Annotated in this window: 19 protein-coding genes; 13 read left to right on the forward strand and 6 right to left on the reverse strand. The window is 65.1% G+C overall.

Annotated elements, in window-relative coordinates; all coding sequences use genetic code 11:
- Nucleotides 1–49 precede the first annotated feature (49 nt).
- The 11 genes from JX25_RS08525 (at nucleotide 50) to JX25_RS08575 (ending at nucleotide 9003) form a co-directional block, all read left to right on the forward strand.
- A complete protein-coding gene (locus JX25_RS08525; RefSeq protein ID WP_128254596.1) occupies nucleotides 50–310 on the forward strand; it encodes a hypothetical protein in 261 nt (86 codons plus the stop codon).
- 67 nt (nucleotides 311–377) lie between these two features.
- The gene (locus JX25_RS08530; protein ID WP_128254597.1) at nucleotides 378–935 is read left to right on the forward strand and encodes a NifU family protein; all 558 of its coding nucleotides are present in this window, start codon (nucleotides 378–380) and stop codon (nucleotides 933–935) included.
- Nucleotides 925–1503, forward strand: coding sequence for a tRNA (adenosine(37)-N6)-threonylcarbamoyltransferase complex dimerization subunit type 1 TsaB (tsaB, locus tag JX25_RS08535; RefSeq protein ID WP_128254598.1), 579 nt, complete (start codon nucleotides 925–927; stop codon nucleotides 1501–1503). The genes JX25_RS08530 and tsaB overlap by 11 nt, the downstream gene beginning before the upstream one ends.
- Nucleotides 1493–1882 carry a GNAT family N-acetyltransferase gene (locus JX25_RS08540; protein ID WP_128254599.1) on the forward strand — a complete coding sequence of 130 codons (390 nt, stop codon included), beginning with the start codon at nucleotides 1493–1495 and terminating at the stop codon, nucleotides 1880–1882. Before tsaB ends, JX25_RS08540 begins: the two co-directional genes overlap by 11 nt.
- 45 nt (nucleotides 1883–1927) lie before the next feature.
- Nucleotides 1928–2914 (forward strand): BMP family lipoprotein, encoded by a 987-nt coding sequence (locus JX25_RS08545; RefSeq protein WP_241557886.1) that lies wholly within the window; start codon nucleotides 1928–1930, stop codon nucleotides 2912–2914.
- Entirely contained in the window at nucleotides 2914–4437 is a 1524-nt protein-coding gene (locus JX25_RS08550) for an ABC transporter ATP-binding protein (protein ID WP_128254601.1), read from the forward strand. Before JX25_RS08545 ends, JX25_RS08550 begins: the two co-directional genes overlap by 1 nt.
- Entirely contained in the window at nucleotides 4437–5516 is a 1080-nt protein-coding gene (locus JX25_RS08555) for an ABC transporter permease (RefSeq protein WP_128254602.1), read from the forward strand. The genes JX25_RS08550 and JX25_RS08555 overlap by 1 nt, the downstream gene beginning before the upstream one ends.
- A complete protein-coding gene (locus JX25_RS08560; RefSeq protein ID WP_128254603.1) occupies nucleotides 5516–6466 on the forward strand; it encodes an ABC transporter permease in 951 nt (316 codons plus the stop codon). The genes JX25_RS08555 and JX25_RS08560 overlap by 1 nt, the downstream gene beginning before the upstream one ends.
- A 1-nt stretch (nucleotide 6467) precedes the next feature.
- Nucleotides 6468–7265 carry a purine-nucleoside phosphorylase gene (locus JX25_RS08565; RefSeq protein ID WP_128254604.1) on the forward strand — a complete coding sequence of 266 codons (798 nt, stop codon included), beginning with the start codon at nucleotides 6468–6470 and terminating at the stop codon, nucleotides 7263–7265.
- 62 nt (nucleotides 7266–7327) lie between these two features.
- Nucleotides 7328–8248, forward strand: coding sequence for a sulfite exporter TauE/SafE family protein (locus JX25_RS08570; RefSeq protein ID WP_128254605.1), 921 nt, complete (start codon nucleotides 7328–7330; stop codon nucleotides 8246–8248).
- Nucleotides 8245–9003 carry a TIGR02186 family protein gene (locus JX25_RS08575; RefSeq protein WP_128254606.1) on the forward strand — a complete coding sequence of 253 codons (759 nt, stop codon included), beginning with the start codon at nucleotides 8245–8247 and terminating at the stop codon, nucleotides 9001–9003. The genes JX25_RS08570 and JX25_RS08575 overlap by 4 nt, the downstream gene beginning before the upstream one ends.
- A 1-nt stretch (nucleotide 9004) precedes the next feature.
- Here the strand turns inward: JX25_RS08575 and trpA are convergent, their stop codons facing one another.
- Nucleotides 9005–9796 carry a tryptophan synthase subunit alpha gene (gene trpA / locus JX25_RS08580; protein ID WP_128254607.1) on the reverse strand — a complete coding sequence of 264 codons (792 nt, stop codon included), beginning with the start codon at nucleotides 9794–9796 and terminating at the stop codon, nucleotides 9005–9007.
- A 118-nt stretch (nucleotides 9797–9914) separates the two neighbouring features.
- On the opposite strand from trpA, the gene ychF reads away from it, so the two are divergent.
- Together ychF and pdeM are read left to right on the forward strand one after the other, a co-directional pair.
- A complete protein-coding gene (gene ychF / locus JX25_RS08585) occupies nucleotides 9915–11012 on the forward strand; it encodes a redox-regulated ATPase YchF (protein WP_128255223.1) in 1098 nt (365 codons plus the stop codon).
- 71 nt (nucleotides 11013–11083) lie between these two features.
- A complete protein-coding gene (pdeM, locus tag JX25_RS08590) occupies nucleotides 11084–11770 on the forward strand; it encodes a ligase-associated DNA damage response endonuclease PdeM (protein WP_128254608.1) in 687 nt (228 codons plus the stop codon).
- Between the two features lie 18 nt (nucleotides 11771–11788).
- On the opposite strand, the gene folD is transcribed toward pdeM, so the two are convergent.
- From folD to pal, 5 genes are all read right to left on the reverse strand, one after another.
- On the reverse strand, nucleotides 11789–12673 hold the full coding sequence (gene folD / locus JX25_RS08595) for a bifunctional methylenetetrahydrofolate dehydrogenase/methenyltetrahydrofolate cyclohydrolase FolD (RefSeq protein WP_128254609.1): 885 nt from the start codon (nucleotides 12671–12673) through the stop codon (nucleotides 11789–11791).
- A 125-nt stretch (nucleotides 12674–12798) separates the two neighbouring features.
- Nucleotides 12799–14700 carry an ATP-dependent zinc metalloprotease FtsH gene (gene ftsH, locus JX25_RS08600; protein WP_128255224.1) on the reverse strand — a complete coding sequence of 634 codons (1902 nt, stop codon included), beginning with the start codon at nucleotides 14698–14700 and terminating at the stop codon, nucleotides 12799–12801.
- A 74-nt stretch (nucleotides 14701–14774) separates the two neighbouring features.
- Nucleotides 14775–15950, reverse strand: coding sequence for a tRNA lysidine(34) synthetase TilS (tilS, locus tag JX25_RS08605; RefSeq protein ID WP_128254610.1), 1176 nt, complete (start codon nucleotides 15948–15950; stop codon nucleotides 14775–14777).
- Complete coding sequence (gene ybgF, locus JX25_RS08610; RefSeq protein WP_128254611.1) at nucleotides 15950–16771, reverse strand: tol-pal system protein YbgF; 822 nt, start codon at nucleotides 16769–16771, stop codon at nucleotides 15950–15952. The genes tilS and ybgF overlap by 1 nt, the downstream gene beginning before the upstream one ends.
- Nucleotides 16771–17331, reverse strand: a complete 561-nt coding sequence (gene pal, locus JX25_RS08615; RefSeq protein WP_128254612.1) for a peptidoglycan-associated lipoprotein Pal — start codon at nucleotides 17329–17331, stop codon at nucleotides 16771–16773. Before pal ends, ybgF begins: the two co-directional genes overlap by 1 nt.
- Between the last annotated feature and the right edge of the window lie 20 nt (nucleotides 17332–17351).

Consider the following 17351-nt stretch of genomic DNA (forward strand, 5'->3'; position numbering starts at 1 on the left):
CGGGAACCTCTGCCCGCGCGGCGGGTTGGCCCCGAAACGGAGGTGACCCATGTCCGAAGCGAAAAAGACCCAAGACCACGACACGATCCGCAAGTGGGCCGAAGCCCGCGACGGCCACCCTGCCAAGGTCGAGACCAAGGGCAAGGGTGGCATCCTGCGGATCGATTTCGGAGAGCCGGAAGACAACCTCACCCCGATCGAGTGGGAGGAGTTCTTCCAGATCTTCGACGACAACAACCTGACCTTCCTTTATCAGGAAGAAGTGGAAGATGGCGGCACCAGCCGCTTCAACAAGTTCGTGTCGTCCTAGAACGGTTCCAAAACTTGACAGTCGCGGGATCGGGGCGCATATCGGCACCAACCTTTGGAGGCTGCCCATGTTCATCCAGACAGAATCTACCCCGAACCCCGCGACGCTGAAATTCCTTCCGGGCCAGCAGGTGCTGGATCTTGGAACGGCGGATTTCCCGTCCGAAGATGCGGCGGCGTCCTCCCCCCTTGCGCGGCGCGTCTTTGCCGTGGGCGGCGTTGCCGGCGTGTTCCTTGGCAATGATTTCATCACCGTTACCAAGACCGAGGGGCGCGAGTGGGACCATGTGAAGCCCGCAGTTCTTGGCGCCATCATGGAGCATTACCAGTCCCGTGAGCCCGTGATCGAGGGCGAGCGTGCTTCGGCCCATGCCGAACATACCGGCGAGGATGGCGACATTGTCGAACAGATCAAGGAACTGCTGGATACGCGCGTGCGTCCGGCCGTTGCGCAGGATGGCGGCGACATCACCTTCCACGGCTTCGATCGCGGCATCGTTTATCTGCACATGCAGGGCGCCTGCGCCGGCTGCCCGTCCTCGACCCTGACGCTGAAGATGGGGATCGAGAACCTGCTGCGACATTACATCCCCGAGGTTCTGGAGGTTCGCCCGGTTGCGGCCTGACGCCCTGATCCTCGCGTTCGACACATCGGCCGCGCATTGCGCGGCCGCTTTGCTTTCGGGCGACATCGTTCTGGCGCAGGCCGAAGAGGCCATGGCCAAGGGGCAGGCGGAACGGCTGCTGCCGCTGCTGGAAGACGTTCTGGCAGCAGGCGGCAAAACCTGGGGCGATCTTGATGCCCTGGCCGTCGGCACCGGCCCCGGCAACTTCACCGGCATCCGCATCGCCGTCGCGGCTGCGCGCGGGCTGGCGCTTGGCCTGAACATCCCCGCGATCGGCGTTTCCACGCTGGAGGCGCGGGCCCACGGCCTGCCCCGTCCGCTGGTGGTGGCCGAACCCGCCCCGCGCGGCATGTTCCATGTCCAGACCTTCGGACCGGACAGCCCAGCCTGCCTGACGGACACGGTTCCCGAGGGCCCCCGCCCCGCCCCGCTTTACCCGCTGGCCGAAGCCATCGCGCGCGTGGCGCTGGCGCAGGGGCCGCAGGGCCGCCCTTCGCCCTTCTATCTGCGCGGCGCCGATGCCGCGCCCCCTTCCGACCCGCCGCCGGTGATCCTTGATGTGGAATGATCTGGCCGCGGTTCACGCGGCTTCTTTCATCAACCCGCCCCCGTGGTCCGCGAAGGATCTGCAATCGGCAGCCGAGGGTGCGGGCAGTTTCCTGCTGCGGGACGGTGCAGGCTTCCTGATCGGCCGCGCCATCGCCGGCGAGGCGGAACTGCTGACGCTGGCCACGCATCCCGATGCCCGCCGGCAAGGGACCGGATCACGTCTGGTTGCCGCGTTCTTGATCCGGGCCGCGCAGGATGCCGACATCGCCTTCCTTGAAGTGGCCGCGGACAACATGCCCGCGATCCGCCTTTATTCCACCCACGGCTTCGCCCAGGTCGCCCGACGTCCGCGTTACTACGGCGCAACGGATGCCCTTGTGATGCGTTGCCCTCTCTAGTCAGTCGCTTATACTGGCGCAAACCACATGGAGGCTGCCCTCGTGATGCTTAAGGCCCTTTTCGGCGCGACCGCGCTTGCCCTCACCGCCGGTTCCGCGCTGGCAGATCCTGCCCTGATCTATGACATGGGGGGAAAGTTCGACAAGTCGTTCAACGAGGCGGCCTATATCGGCGCGTCCCGCTGGGTCGAGGAAACGGGCGGATCGTATCGCGAGATCGAGATGCAGTCCGAAGCGCAGCGCGAACAGGCCCTCCGCCGGCTGGCGCAATCGGGCTTTGATCCCATCGTGATGACCGGCTTTTCCTTTGCCGACGTGCTGCGGCAGGTGGCGCCGGAATATCCGGACACCAAGTTCGTGATCATTGACGATCAGGTGGATGCGCCGAATGTCCGCTCGCTCATCTTCTCGGAAGATGAAGGGTCGTATCTGGCCGGCATCATGGCGGCGATGGCCTCGGAAAGCGGCACCGTGGGCTTCATCGGCGGCATGGACATCCCGCTGATCCGCAAGTTTGGCTGCGGCTTTGCCCAAGGCGTCGTGGCCACCAACCCTGATGCCCGCGTTCTGGTCAGCTGGACCGGATCGACCCCCGCGGCATGGAACGATCCCGTGCGCGGAGGAGAACTGGCGCGCGCCCAGATCGGCCAAGGCGCCGACGTGATCTATCACGGTGCGGGCGGCACGGGCATCGGCATCCTGCAGGCCGCCGCGGATGAAGGCATCCTTGGCATCGGCGTGGACAGCAACCAGAATGCGCTGCATCCGGGGCAGATCCTGACCTCCATGGTCAAGCGCGTGGACAATGCCGTTTACGACGCCTTCAGCCAGGGCGAGGGGCTGGAGCCGGGCACCTATGTGCTGGGTCTGGCCGAAGAGGGCGTTTCCGTTGCGATGGACGAACATAACCGCAGCCTTGTGACGCCGGAAATGGAAGCCGCCGTTGCCGACGCCACGCAGAAGATCATCGCGGGCGAAATCCAGGTTCATGACTACATGAGCGACGACACCTGCCCGGTTGCCGGCTTCTGATGACCGGCGATACCGCGATCGAGCTTCGGGGCATCTCGAAGGCCTTCGGGTCCGTACAGGCGAACAAGGACATCCACATCCGCGTGGCCAAGGGCTCGATCCACGGCATCATCGGGGAAAACGGGGCCGGAAAGTCGACGTTGATGTCGATCCTTTACGGCTTTTACCGGGCGGATTCGGGCCAGATTCTGGTAGACGGGCGGGAAACGCCCATCCCCGACAGCCAGGCCGCGATCCGCGCGGGCATCGGCATGGTGTTCCAGCATTTCAAGCTGGTGCAGAACTTCACCGTGCTGGAAAACGTGATCCTTGGGGTGGAGGACGGCCGGCTTTTGCGCCCGTCCCTTGCCAAGGCCCGCAAGGAGCTTGCCCGCCTTTCAAAGGATTACGGGCTTGAAGTGGACCCCGATGCCAAGATCGAGGATCTTTCGGTCGGGTATCAGCAGCGGGTGGAAATCCTGAAGGCGCTGTATCGGCAGGCCGACATCCTGATCCTGGACGAACCGACGGGCGTGCTGACCCCGGCCGAGGCCGATCACCTGTTCCGCATCCTGCGCGGATTGCGCGAGCAGGGCAAGACCGTGATCCTGATCACGCACAAGCTGCGCGAGATCATGGACATCACCGACGAGGTTTCCGTGATGCGCCGCGGCGAGATGATCGCAAGCGTCGTCACGCGCGAAACCTCTCCGCCGCAGCTGGCAGAGCTGATGGTGGGCCGCAAGGTCCTGCTGCGCGTCGACAAGCAGCCCGCCCAGCTGGGCGAGGTGGTGCTGCAGGCCAACGACCTGCGCGTCAGCCATGACGGGGTGGAGCGACTGAAGGGCGTCGACCTGACGATCCGGCGGGGAGAGATCCTTGGCATCGCCGGTGTTGCCGGCAATGGCCAGTCGGAGTTGATGGAGCTTCTGGCCGGCATCGTCGCCGGCACCGGCTCTGCGCGTCTTCTGGGGCGGGAGCTTGACCTTTCGGGCCATGAGGACGGGCGGGACCGCCGCCATGCCGGCATCGGGCACGTGCCCGAGGATCGCCAGCATCTTGGCGTCATCATGGATTTCGCCGCGTGGGAAAACGTTGCCTTCGGGTATCACCGCGAAGACGCCTATCGCAGCGGCCCCTTCACCGACAATGCCGCCCTGAAGGCGGACACGGCAGCAAAAATGGAACGGTTCGATGTGCGCCCCCCGCTGCCGAACCTTGCGATCAAGCATTTCTCGGGAGGCAACCAGCAGAAGATCATCGTCGCCCGAGAGATCGAGCGGAACCCCGACCTTCTTCTGATCGGTCAGCCCACTCGCGGTGTCGATATCGGCGCGATCGAATTCATCCACAAGCAGATTGTCGCGCTGCGCGATCAGGGAAAGGCGATCCTTCTGGTCTCGGTCGAACTGGACGAGGTGATGTCCCTTTCCGACCGCGTTGCCGTCATGTTCGACGGGCGCATCATGGGCGTGCGCGACGCCGCCACCACGAACGAACGAGAGCTTGGCCTGCTGATGGCCGGCGTGACGGAGACCGCCTGATGCGACAGATCCCCCGCTGGGCCGATGTGGTTCTGGTGCCGCTGATTTCCCTGCTGCTTGCCGCGATCTGCGCCACGCTTGTGATCCTTGCCATCGGGCAGGACCCAGTCGAGGCGCTGAACACGATGGTCACCGGCGCGCTCGGCTCGGCCTATGGCTGGGGCTATACGCTTTACTATACCACCAGCTTCATCTTCACCGGGCTGGCGGTGACGGTGGCCTTTCATGCCGGCCTGTTCAACATCGGCGGCGAAGGGCAGGCCCAGCTGGGCGGCCTTGGCGTCGCGCTGGCGCTGCTGTTTGTTCCATGGCCGCACTGGACGGTGGCGCTGCTGGGGGCGATCGTCGCCTCGGCGGCATTCGGGGCAGTTTGGGCGGCCATTCCGGGCTGGCTTCAGGCCAAGCGCGGCAGCCATATCGTCATCACGACGATCATGTTCAACTATATCGCCTATTCGCTGATCGTCTGGCTGCTGGTGGACGTGCTTCGCCCCCCGGGGCAGGCAGAGCCTGCGACAGCCCGCTTTGCCCACGGCATCCCTGCCCTGTCGGACATTCCGGGCCTGAACCTCGTGTTCACGCAGGGCATTCCGGCCAACATCTCGTTGTTTCTGGCGCTGCTTGCCTGCATTGGGGTCTGGGCGCTGTTGTGGCGCACCCCGCTGGGATATGAAATTCGCGCCTTCGGCAAATCCGAACCCGCCGCCCGTTACGCCGGCATCCGCCCCGTGCGCACCATCATGATCGCGATGGCGCTTTCGGGGGCGCTGGCCGGGATGATGTCGGTCAACAACGTCATGGGGGAAAGCGGCCGCCTGATGCAGAACGCATCGGAAGGCGCCGGCTTCATCGGCATCGCCGTGGCCCTGATGGGGCGCAACCACCCTTTCGGCGTGGTGCTTGCGGCACTGCTTTTCGGCTTCCTTTACCAGGGCGGGGCCGAGCTCGGCCTCTGGACCTCCATCCCGATCGAGCTTCGGATCGTGATTCAGGGCCTTGTGATCCTGTTCACCGGCGCGCTGGACCATATGGTGCGGATGATGCTGTCCCTCGTCTTCAGCCGGCGAAAGGTGGCGTGATGGATTACGCGACGCTTCTGCAGATCCTCGATTCCACGTTGCGCCTGACGGTGCCGCTGCTGCTGGCCTGCCTTGCAGGGCTGTTTTCGGAACGGGCGGGGATTTTCGACATCGGGCTGGAAGGCAAGATGCTGGTCGCGGCGATGACATCGGGTTCGGTTGCATTCCTGACCGGGTCGGCCTGGATCGGTCTGGCCGCCGGCATCGGCGCGTCGCTGCTTTGGGCACTGATGCACGGCATCGCCTCGATCACCTTCCGCGGCAACCAGCTGATTTCCGGCGTGGCACTGAACTTCCTCGCCTCGGGGATGACGATTTTGGTGGCGCAGGCAGCTTTCGGTCAGGGCGGGCGCACCCCGCCGCTTGCCGGTTCTGCCCGCTTCAACGAGGTGGCGCTGCCGCTGGCCGACACGCTGCGCGGTGTTCCGGTGATCGGGCCGTTTTACGCCGACGTGATCTCGGGCCACTCGCTGCTGGTCTATATCGCGCTGCTTTGCGTGCCGCTGACATGGTGGGTGTTGTTCCGCACCCGCTTCGGGCTGCGCCTGCGGGCCGTGGGGGAAAACCCCGCCGCCGTGGATACCGCCGGGATATCGGTCTCGCGGATGCGCTTCACGGCGGTGTTGATCACCGGCGTTCTGTGCGGCATCGCAGGTGCCTATCTGGCCACCGCGCTGCAGGCAGGCTTCGGGCGCGAGATGACTGCTGGGCGCGGCTATATCGCGCTGGCGGCGCTGATATTTGCCAAGTGGCGCCCTTGGGGCGCGCTTTGGGCCACGCTGCTGTTCGGCTTCTTCCAGGCGCTGGCGCTGCGTCCCGATGTTGTTCCCATTCCGGTGGCCGCGCTGGAGGCGCTGCCCTATGTGCTTACGGTGCTGGTGCTTGCCGGTTTCGTGGGCAAGGCCATTCCGCCGCGCGCTGGCGGCGAACCCTATGTGAAGGAACGCTGAGATGACTGCCGAGACGATCGCCGCCTATATCCGTGACAAGGCGGGCCACGAGCCGGTGAAGATCGGCCTCGTTCTCGGTTCCGGCCTTGGCCATCTGGCCGAAGAGGTGGAGGGCGTTTCCATTCCTTACACCGATCTTGGCGGTTTTCCCCATGCAGGCGTTTCCGGCCACAACCCCAAGCTGGTGATCGGCAATCTGGAAGGCGTGCGCGTTGCCGTTTTCGGGGGCCGGGCGCATTACTATGAAAAGGGTGATCCCGCCGCCATGCGCTGCCCGCTGGAGGTGTTGAAGGCCCTTGGCGCCGAACAGCTGATCCTGACCAATGCCGCAGGGTCGTTGCGCGCCGATATCCCCCCGGGCGATCTGATGCTGTTGTCGGATCATATTGCCTTCACCGGCCTGAATCCCCTGATCGGCGAAACCACGGATGCCCGCTTCGTTGCCATGGGTGATGCGCATGATGCAGACCTGCGGGCGCGCCTGAAGGCTGCGGCCGAAGCGGTGGGTGAACCCCTGGCCGAGGGTGTTTATGCGTGGTTCTCGGGCCCCAGTTTCGAAACACCGGCCGAGATCCGTGCAGCCAAGGTTCTGGGCGCGGATGCGGTGGGCATGTCCACCGTGCCGGAAATCATCCTGTCGCGGTTCCTTGGCCTGCGGGTTGCCGCGATCTCCACCATCACCAACATGGGCGCGGGCCTGTCGGACGAGGCGCTGAGCCACGAGCATACCAAGATCATGGCGCCCCGGGGTGCGGCAAAGCTGGAACGCATCCTTCGGGAAATGCTGCGCAACCTTTGATGAGAGTTGACTCCTCCGCCTGCTGAGCCAACACCCGAACCCGACACAACGCGGCGTCCCATATGCAGATCTACCTCCCCATTGCCGAGGTCTCGATCAACGCCTTCCTGCTTTTGGGACTGGGCGGCATCGTCGGGTTCATGTCGGGGATGTTCGGCGTGGGTGGGGGCTTTCTGATCACGCCGCTTTTGTTCTTTATCGGCATTCCGCCCGCCGTGGCCGTTGCGACGGGGGCCAACCAGGTTGTCGCATCCTCGGTTTCGGGGGTGCTGGCGCAGTGGAAGCGCAAGGCGGTCGATGTCCGGATGGGGCTCGTGATGCAGGCGGGCGGACTGGTCGGATCCGCCTTCGGCATCGCCGTCTTCGCGCGGCTTGCGGCGCTTGGGCAGGTCGATCTTTTCGTGCAGCTTTGCTATGTGCTGTTTCTGGGCGTGATCGGCGCGCTGATGCTTCACGAAAGCGTCCGCTCCCTCCGCCGCGCGCGCAAGGCGACAACCCTTGTCCGCCGGACGCACAGCCACACATGGGTGCATCGCCTGCCCTTCAAGATGAAGTTCCGCGCCTCCGGCCTTTACATCTCGGTGCTGCCGCCGCTGGCCATCGGGGCTGGCGTCGGGTTTCTTTCGGCCATCATGGGCGTGGGCGGCGGCTTCATCATGGTGCCGGCAATGATCTATCTGCTGGGGATGCCGACGAAGGTGGTTGTCGGAACCTCTCTTTTCCAGATCATCCTTGTTTCGGCCTTCACGACGCTGATGCACGCGATCACCAGCGGCACCGTGGATATCATGCTGGCACTGCTGCTGATCATCGGCAGCGTGGTGGGCGCGCAGGTGGGCGCACGCGTCGGCGTGAAGTTGCAGGCCGAACAGCTGCGCATCCTGCTGGCACTGATGGTTCTGGCCGTCAGCCTGAAGGTCGGCGCCGATCTGGTCCTTCCGCCGGGCGAAACCTACTCCGTCACGCCGGAGGCCGTGCAATGATCCGCGCGCTTGCCTTCTGCCTGGCCTTTGCCCTGCCTGCCGCCGCGCAGGAAGAAAGCATCGTCGCGGGCCTGTCGCAAACCTCCATCTCCATCACCACGAACTATGTCGGGTCCGAGATTCTGGTGTTCGGTGCCGTGCGGCGCGAGGCGCCGGCCCCCGCAGGCCCGCCGCTGGACGTGATCGTAGTGGTCGAAGGGCCGCACACCCCCGTCGTGGTGCGGCGCAAGGAGCGCAACCTCGGGATATGGATGAACGCCGAGGCCGAACGGATCGAAAGCGCGCCCAGCTTTTACGCCATCGCCACCACCGGCCCCCTGAACGAAGTGCTGAGCGAGGAAGACGACCTGCGCGAGCGGATCACCATCGGGCAGGCGATCAAGCTTGCCGATGATGACGATACCGCAGATTCGCAGCCATTCACCGACGCCCTGCTGCGCGTGCGGCAGGCGTCCGGCCGGTATCGCATCAACGAAAGCTCGGTCTGGCTGGACGAACAAACGCTGTTCCGCGCCGATGTCGCCCTGCCCTCGGACCTGATCGAGGGGCAATACCGCGTCCGCATCTTCCTGACACGTGAAGGTCAGGTCATCGACGTGCTGGAACGGGATATCGGGGTGCGGAAGGCTGGGCTGGAACGTTTCCTTTACAGCCTGTCGCGCGAACAATCCTTGCTTTACGGGCTGCTGTCGCTGGCGCTGGCAGTTCTGGCGGGCTGGGGTGCCTCGGCCATCTTCCAGCGCCTGCGGCGCTAGATCAGGCGCGGTGCGCGCCGCCTGCCAGATCGGCAACGCGTGCCAGCACCTCGTCCACCGGGCGCCCCTCGCCCACCAGCTTCACGATGGCCGATCCCACCACGCACCCATCCGCGATGGAGGCGATGCTTTCCGCAGCCTCGGCCGTGGTGATGCCGAAGCCCACGATCACCGGCAGATCGGTGGCGGCCTTGATGCGTGCAACCTCGGGCGCGACATCGGCGGCCTTGGGGGCAGCCGCCCCCGTGATCCCGTTGATCGAGACATAGTAAACAAAGCCCGACGTATTCTCCAGCACACGCGGCAGCCGCTTGCTGTCGGTCGTGGGGGTCGCAAGGCGGATGAAGTTCAGCCCTGCCGCCTGCGCGGGGATGCACAGCTCGTCATCCTCTTCTGGGGGAAGGTCCACCACGATCAGCCCGTCGATGCCGGCGGCCTTCGCTTCCGCCAGGAAACGATCGACACCGCGGGAATAGATCGGGTTGTAATAGCCCATCAGCACGATCGGCGTCGTGTCATCCTGTTCGCGGAAGCGGCGCGCCAGATCCAGCGTGCCGGTCAGCGTCTGCCCGCCTTCCAGCGCCCGCTGCCCCGCCATCTGGATGGTGGAACCGTCGGCCATGGGATCGGTGAAGGGCATCCCCAGCTCGATCACGTCAACGCCTGCGGCGGGCATGCCGCGCATCACGGCCAGCGTCGTTTCCTGATCCGGATCGCCCGCCATCAGATAGGCGACGAAGGCCTTGCGGCCCTGATCCTTGAGGGCGGCGAACTTGGCATCGATCCGGGTCATGGCAATCTCTCCTGCTGTGCCTTTCTGGTAGGGAAAAGCGGGCGGCGGTGCAATGGGCGTGCTTGCACCCAAGGGCTTTGCGGCCTATCTGGGGCGGGTTGCAGCACAGGGGATGATTATGGGCTTTCGCATGGGTATCGTGGGCTTGCCGAATGTTGGCAAATCCACCCTCTTCAACGCGCTGACCCGCACGGCGGCGGCGCAGGCCGCGAACTTCCCCTTCTGCACGATCGAACCGAACGTGGGCGAAGTTGCGGTGCCGGATGCGCGGCTGAACAAGCTGGCGGAAATCGCAGGGTCCAAGCAGGTGATCCCGGCGCGGATGACCTTTGTGGATATCGCAGGCCTTGTGCGCGGGGCCTCCAAGGGTGAAGGCCTTGGCAACCAGTTCCTTGCCAACATCCGCGAATGCGATGCCATCGCCCATGTTCTGCGCTGCTTCGAGGATGGGGACATCACCCATGTCGAGGGCCGGATCGATCCTGTTGCCGATGCCGAAACGATCGAGACCGAGCTGATGCTCGCCGATATGGAATCGATCGAACGGCGCCTGGCGAACCTTGCCCGCAAGATGAAGGGCGGCGACAAGGAAGCTGCCGATCAGGACCGCCTGCTGCGCCTGGCACAGGCCGCGCTGAACGACGGCAAGCCCGCCCGCATGATCGAGGTGGCCGAGGATGATGAAAAGCAGTGGCGCATGCTGCAACTGCTGACGGCAAAGCCCGTGCTTTATGTCTGCAACGTCGAGGAATCGGCGGCGGCAGCAGGCAATTCGGAATCCGCCCGCGTGGCCGAGATGGCGGCGAAGCAGGGTGCGGGAACCGTCATCATCTCTGCCCGGATCGAGGAAGAGATCAGCCAGCTCGATGCCGAGGAAGCCGAGATGTTCCTTGGCGAGATGGGGCTGGAAGAGGCTGGCCTCGATCGTCTGATCCGGGCCGGCTATGAGCTTCTGGGCCTACAGACCTATTTCACCGTTGGCCCGAAAGAGGCCCGCGCCTGGACGATCCACAAGGGCATGCTGGCCCCGCAAGCGGCTGGCGTGATCCATGGCGATTTCGAAAAGGGCTTCATCCGCGCCGAAACCGTCGCCTATGCAGATTATGTGGCAGGCAATGGCGAAGCGGGCGCGAAAGAAGCGGGCAAGTTCCGCGTCGAAGGTAAGACCTATGAGGTGAAGGACGGCGACGTGCTCCACTTCCTGTTCAACGGCTGATCAAACGAACGTGCCGGCCCCGCCCGGGGCTGGCACTTGCGAATACCTTGTGGATACGGCAAGGACGAAGCATGAACATCCATGCCTTCTCCCTTGCCTCCGTCCGGCTGCACGCGCTTGGCTCGGGCGCGCTTCATTGGCCGGATCGCGACCTTCTGGTTGTGTCGGACCTGCATCTTGGCAAGTCGGAACGGATGGCACGGCGCGGCGGCGCCCTTCTTCCCCCCTATGAAACCCGTGATACACTTGCCCGTCTGGAGGCGGATCTCCAGACCACCGGCGCTGCATCCGTCATCTGCCTTGGCGACAGCTTCGATGATGCCGACGCCGTACTGGAGGAGGCAGAACGCCTTTGGTTGACGCGCCTGATGGCAAACCGCGACTGGACGTGGGTCGCGGGCAACCATGATCCCACACCGATGGATCTCGGCGGGGCACATCTGGAAGACCTTGTCCTGCCCCCCCTTGCATTCCGCCATGTCGCGTCAGGCACAGGGAACGAGGTGTCAGGCCACTACCACCCCAAGGCGCGGCTGGCGGGCACGGCGCGGCCCTGTTTTCTGGTCGATGGCCGGCACATCATCATGCCCGCCTATGGCACCTATACCGGCGGGCTATGGTGCAGCGATCCGGCACTGACGGCGCTGATGGCCCCCGATGCCATCGCGATCCTTACCGGCGCCCGCCCGATTGCGGTGCCGATGCGCCCATCCGCGGCAGCCGCGCGCGGCGATGGCCCTCCGCGGCGGAGGGCTTGAGCCGGGCGCGAGCCTCCCTTACGGGGTCAGACCTTCCGGTTCGGGCAGGCCATTTGCCCGGCAACATGCGGTAACTGTATTTGCCAGCAGGCAGGCGATGGTCATGGGGCCGACGCCGCCCGGCACGGGCGTGATCGCACCTGCAACCTGCGACGCGCTTGCAAAATCCACATCGCCCACAAGCCGCATCTTGCCGTCCCGCTCCACCCGGTTGATGCCGACATCGATCACCGTCGCCCCCGGCTTGATCCAGTCGCCCGGCACCATTTCGGGCCGGCCAACGGCGGCAACAAGGATATCTGCGCCGCGGCAAACCTCGGCCAGATCCTTAGTGCGGCTGTGGGCGATGGTGACGGTGCAGCTGTCGCCCAGCAGCAGCTGCGCCATCGGCTTGCCCACGATGTTGGACCGGCCCAGAACCACCGCGTTCAGCCCCGAAAGGCTGCCATGGTGGGCGCGCAGCATCATCAGGCATCCCAGCGGCGTGCATGGCACCATCGCCTTTTGCCCCGTGCCCAGCAGGCCCACGTTCAGGATATGGAACCCGTCCACATCCTTGGCCGGGTCCAGCCGGTTGATCACCTTCGCCGCATCCATATGCGCCGGAAGCGGCAATTGCACCAAGATGCCGTGCACCGCAGGATCCGCGTTCAGCCGGTCGATCAGCGCCAGAAGTTCGGCCTCGGGGGTGCTCTCCGCAAGGCGATGCTCAAAGCTCTGCATCCCCACCTCGACCGTCATCTTGCCCTTGTTCGTGACATAAACATTGGAAGCGGGATCCTCGCCCACCAGCACAACTGCCAGACCCGGAACGATGCCCCGTTCCTTCAAAGCCGCAACATGCGCCCCAACCTGCCCGCGAACCTGCGCTGCAAATGCCTTGCCGTCGATGATCGTCGCCATGCTATTCCCCTGCTTGCCGCCTTCTCTTAACCGCGCGTGGGGAAAGCGGTCAATCGTGTCGCAGCACCAGCCCGACCATGGGCAAGCAAAAGCCCCGAAACCATGGGGTTCGGGGCTCTCGTCGTTTATGCCGAAGGTTCGGGAACAGTTTCGCCGGGCGGTTTCGGCCGCGTCTTCGGGATGGACGCGATGGAACCGGTGCCGGACGAGGGGCGGTCGTCTTCGTCTTCCGCGTCGATCGGCTCCCCCGCCACGACCTTGCGGATCTGGTTGCCGGTCAGCGTTTCATATTCCAGCAGGCCCTTGGCCAGACGCTCGAACTGCTCCGACTGCTCGATCAGGATGCGATAGGCGGTCTCGTAGCCTTCGTCGATCAGACGCTTCACCTCGGCCTCGATCCGTTGCTTGGTTTCGGCAGAAACCGAAAAGCCCGCCGTTTGCCCCTGATAGCCCTGATGCGCCTCGGCATAGTCGATATTGCCGACCGCGTCCGACATGCCCCAGCGCATCACCATGGCCCGCGCCAGCGCGCTTGCCTGCTGAATATCGCCAGCCGGGCCAGAGGAGACGCCCTCTTCCCCATACTTGATGATCTCGGCAGCCTTGCCCGCCATGGTCATGGCGATCTTCTGCTTGCCTTCATCCTTGTGCATGTTCAGCCGGTCCATCTCGGGCAGGCTGACGACCATGCCAAGGGCGCCGCCACGCGGAATGATCGTTGCCTTGTAGACGGGATCGCATTTGGGCATCGCCATGCCGACGATGGCGTGGCCAGCCTCGTGATAGGCCGTCTTTTCCTTGACGTCCGGCGTCAGCACCATCGACCGGCGCTCTGCCCCCATCATCACCTTGTCCTTGGCATTCTCGAAATCATCCATCGTCACGAAACGGCGGCCGACGCGGGCAGCCATCAGCGCCGCCTCGTTCACAAGGTTCATCAGGTCGGCGCCCGAAAAGCCGGGCGTGCCGCGCGCAATCAGGCGCAGGTCCACGTTCGGGCCCAGCGGAACCTTGCGGGCATGCACGTTCAGGATCTTTTCGCGGCCCTTGATGTCGGGGTTCGGCACATGGATCTGGCGGTCGAAGCGGCCCGGACGCAGCAGCGCGGGGTCCAGCACATCTTTGCGGTTCGTGGCGGCGACAATGATCACGCCCTCGTTCGCCTCGAAGCCGTCCATCTCCACCAGAAGCTGGTTCAGGGTCTGCTCACGCTCGTCGTTGCCGCCGCCGATGCCCACACCGCGGGCGCGGCCAACAGCGTCGATCTCGTCGATGAACACGATGCAGGGGGCGTTTTTCTTCGCCTGCTCGAACATGTCACGGACGCGGGATGCACCCACACCCACGAACATCTCCACGAAATCGGAGCCGGATATGGTGAAGAACGGAACGCCCGCCTCCCCCGCGATGGCGCGGGCCAGAAGCGTCTTGCCGGTGCCCGGAGGGCCGACAAGCAGCGCCCCTTTCGGGATCTTGCCGCCAAGACGGCTGAACTTCTGCGGGTTGCGCAGGAACTCGACGATCTCCTCAAGCTCCTCCTTCGCCTCGTCGATGCCGGCGACATCGTCAAAGGTCACGCGGCCATGCTTTTCCGTCAGCAGCTTGGCGCGGGACTTGCCGAAGCCCATGGCCCCGCCCTTCCCGCCGCCCTGCATGCGGTTCATGAAGAAGATCCAGATCCCGATCAGCACGATGAACGGCAACCACAGCGAGATGAGCGACAGGAAGCCCGACTGCTCCTGCGGCTCGGCGCGCACCTCGACATTACGTTCGATCAGGCGGTCGGTGATGTTTTCGCCCTGCGGCTTGATGGCGACATACTGGTTCCCGTCCGACCCGCGGAACAGGATGCGTTCCCCGTCAAGCGTGGCAGAGCTGACCTGATTGTTGTCCACCCGCTCGATGAAATCCGAGAAGGAGATGGTACGGGAGGCGTTTGTCGCGCTTCCCCCGCTGAAAAGGTTGAACAGTGCCAGCACAAGCAGGAACAGGACCACCCAGAAGGCAATGTTGCGCGCGTTCCCCAAAAGTCCGTCTCCCCTGACACGACCCGGCATGAACCGGGCATTTCGCCGACAAGATAGTCATTCGCGCGGGGGGTTCAATGCGATAACGGCACCCTGTGCGCAGTCCAGCCGACGGAAAGCCCCGCCAGCGGCGCCGCAACCAGTCTTGGGCCCTCCCACACGGCGGGCGTGGAAAGAAGACTGGGACGCGGAACGCCAAGGCTGCGCCAGCCGGGGCAAGCAGCAAGTCCTTCTGCACCAAGAGCTGCCAAATGAAGGCCTTCGCGCCTTGGGCCGTCCAGTTGCCAGCCATCCCAGATGCCGGTGACGGGAACCTTCAGGTCGCGCACGGCGGCCCAATCGCGAAAAATGCGCCACCGCCCCCCTTGCGCCACCATGCCGCAGCCCTGCACCGCCGCCCGCTGCCCTTCCGCAAGTGCCGAAAGCGCCCTTGCGACAGAAGCGGCGCGCGGCGGATAGGGGTTCCCCCCGCGCCACGCGATGGCCCGCAGCACCAGCCGGCGGGCCATTTCGGGGTCAAGCCCTTCGGGATCGATCAGCACGTCACCTGCCTGAACGCTCAGATGATGGCGGGCTGCAAGGTCCGTGGCGGCTTGCAGGGCCCGACGCGCCTCGGCCAGATGACCGGCAACATCGGCCAGGCGCCCCGCTGTCAGACCAAGCGGCAGATCGGGCAATGCGGCGCGGGCGCGGACACGGTCATAGGCAGGATCCTCGTTCGTCGGATCATCGGCCCAAGGGATCTGACGTGCCCGCAGCAGATCGCGCAACTCCTCCCGCCCGACGGACAGCAGGGGGCGGGTCCAGCGGATGCCTCGTTCCACCCAGTCGCCCGACATGGCGGCCAGACCGTCCAGCCCCGCACCGCGCGCCAGCCGCATCAGGAAGGTTTCCGCCACATCATCGCGCGTGTGGCCCAAGGCGACGATGTCGATGCCGTTTTCCACCGCCCAAGCGGCAATCAGGCGGCGGCGGGCGCGGCGGGCCGCGTCGGAAAGGTTCCCCTGCCCGTCCCACTGCCAGTGCAAGGTGCTGTGCGGAACGCCGAGCCGCGCGCAAAGCTGCGCCACGTCACGGGCTTCCTGCGCCGCCTCGGCCCGCAGGCCATGATCCACAGTGACGGCGCGGCAGGCGATTCCCGCCTCCACCGCCAAGACCAGCAGCGCGACCGAATCGCCCCCGCCGGACACGGCAAGGCCCAGAACCGGCGGCACCGGTTCCAGGCCCTTAAGAAACCGCGCCTGCGGCATCAGTTGCAGCCAAGCCCCGCCGCCGCCGTCTGCGCCTCGCCCGCCGCACTGCTGGCGGGGAAACGAGAGGCAACCTCGGCCAGTGTCACGCAAGCCTGCTGCGTCTGGCCCAGATCGCCCAGACGCTGGCCCACGCGCAGCAGCGCATCGGGTGCACGATCGCCTTCCGGATCACCCGAAAAGGCATCAAGATAGGACCGCGCCGCTTCTTGCGTCTGACCAAGCTGTGTCAACGCCTCGCCGCGCAGGTAAAGCGCCTCGAACGTCAGTTCCCCGCCTGTGTAGGTCTGAGCGAAGGTCGCAAACTGGTCAGCGGCGGCTTGAAAGTCACCTTGACCGAGCACCTCACGGGCCCGGTCAAAATCCGCCTGCTCCTGAACGGCAAGCTGCGTTCCGCCCGCGGGCGGCGTGGGGGACGGTGCTGGCGCAGCGGCCGAGGATGATGCCTCGCCCCCGCCCAGCGGCTGCGTCGGGGGGATGGCGCCGATGTCGCCGCCTTCCAGTTCGGTCACGCGAAACTGCAGATCGCCCAGCTGGTTGGTGCCGTCCTGAACCACGCGGTTCAGGCGAAGCTCCACCTCCTCGGTCCGGGCCGTCAGGCGCTGGATCGAGGCTTCGATGGCATCCAGCCGTTGAAGGGCAGAGCCGCCGGCAGCGCCGCTTTGGATGGCGCCGGTCGTCACAAGCTCTTGCTTCAGGCTGTCGAACCGGGCGTCAAGCTGCGAAAGCTCCGCCTGGATGTCGGCCAGCGTCTGCGCCCGGTCCTGCGCAAGCGCGGGAACCGGCAGCAGCGCCAGCGTCAGGACCAGGGCCAGCCGCATCAGGACCCCGCACCCTGTTGCAGCACCGTCACCACGCGGCGGTTCTGCGCATAGCAGGATTCTTCCGAACAGGTCGCAGCGGGGCGCTCCTTGCCATAGGACACCGTGCGCAGACGGCTGGGCGAGATCCCTTGCGAGATCAGGAAGTCCTGCGCGGCGGAAGCGCGGCGTGCGCCAAGCGCAAGGTTGTATTCGCGCGTGCCCTTTTCGTCGGCATGGCCTTCAAGGATCACGGCGTATTGCGGATGGCTATTCAGCCATTGCGCCTGACCTGTCAGGACCTGGCGGCCTTCGTCGGACAGGGTGGACTGGTCATAGGCGAACAGGATCCGGTCGCCGATGCGCTGGTTGAAATAGGCCTGGCTGTTGGGATCGTTCGGATCACCAAGCGCGGAGGTGCCGACGCCACCAACGCCGCCAACACCTTGGCCATAGGCACCGCCATTCGCGCCGCCATAAGCCCCGTCGGCACCGCCGCCCGCACCAAAGCGGTTGGGGTTGTTACAGGCCGCGAGGCCCAGCACGGCGACCAGCATCAGCGCCTTGGGAAGAAAGCTCATCGACACGTCCTCTCGTTACG

It is taken from the genome of Falsirhodobacter deserti (genome assembly GCF_004015795.1).
GTDB lineage: Bacteria > Pseudomonadota > Alphaproteobacteria > Rhodobacterales > Rhodobacteraceae > Falsirhodobacter > Falsirhodobacter deserti.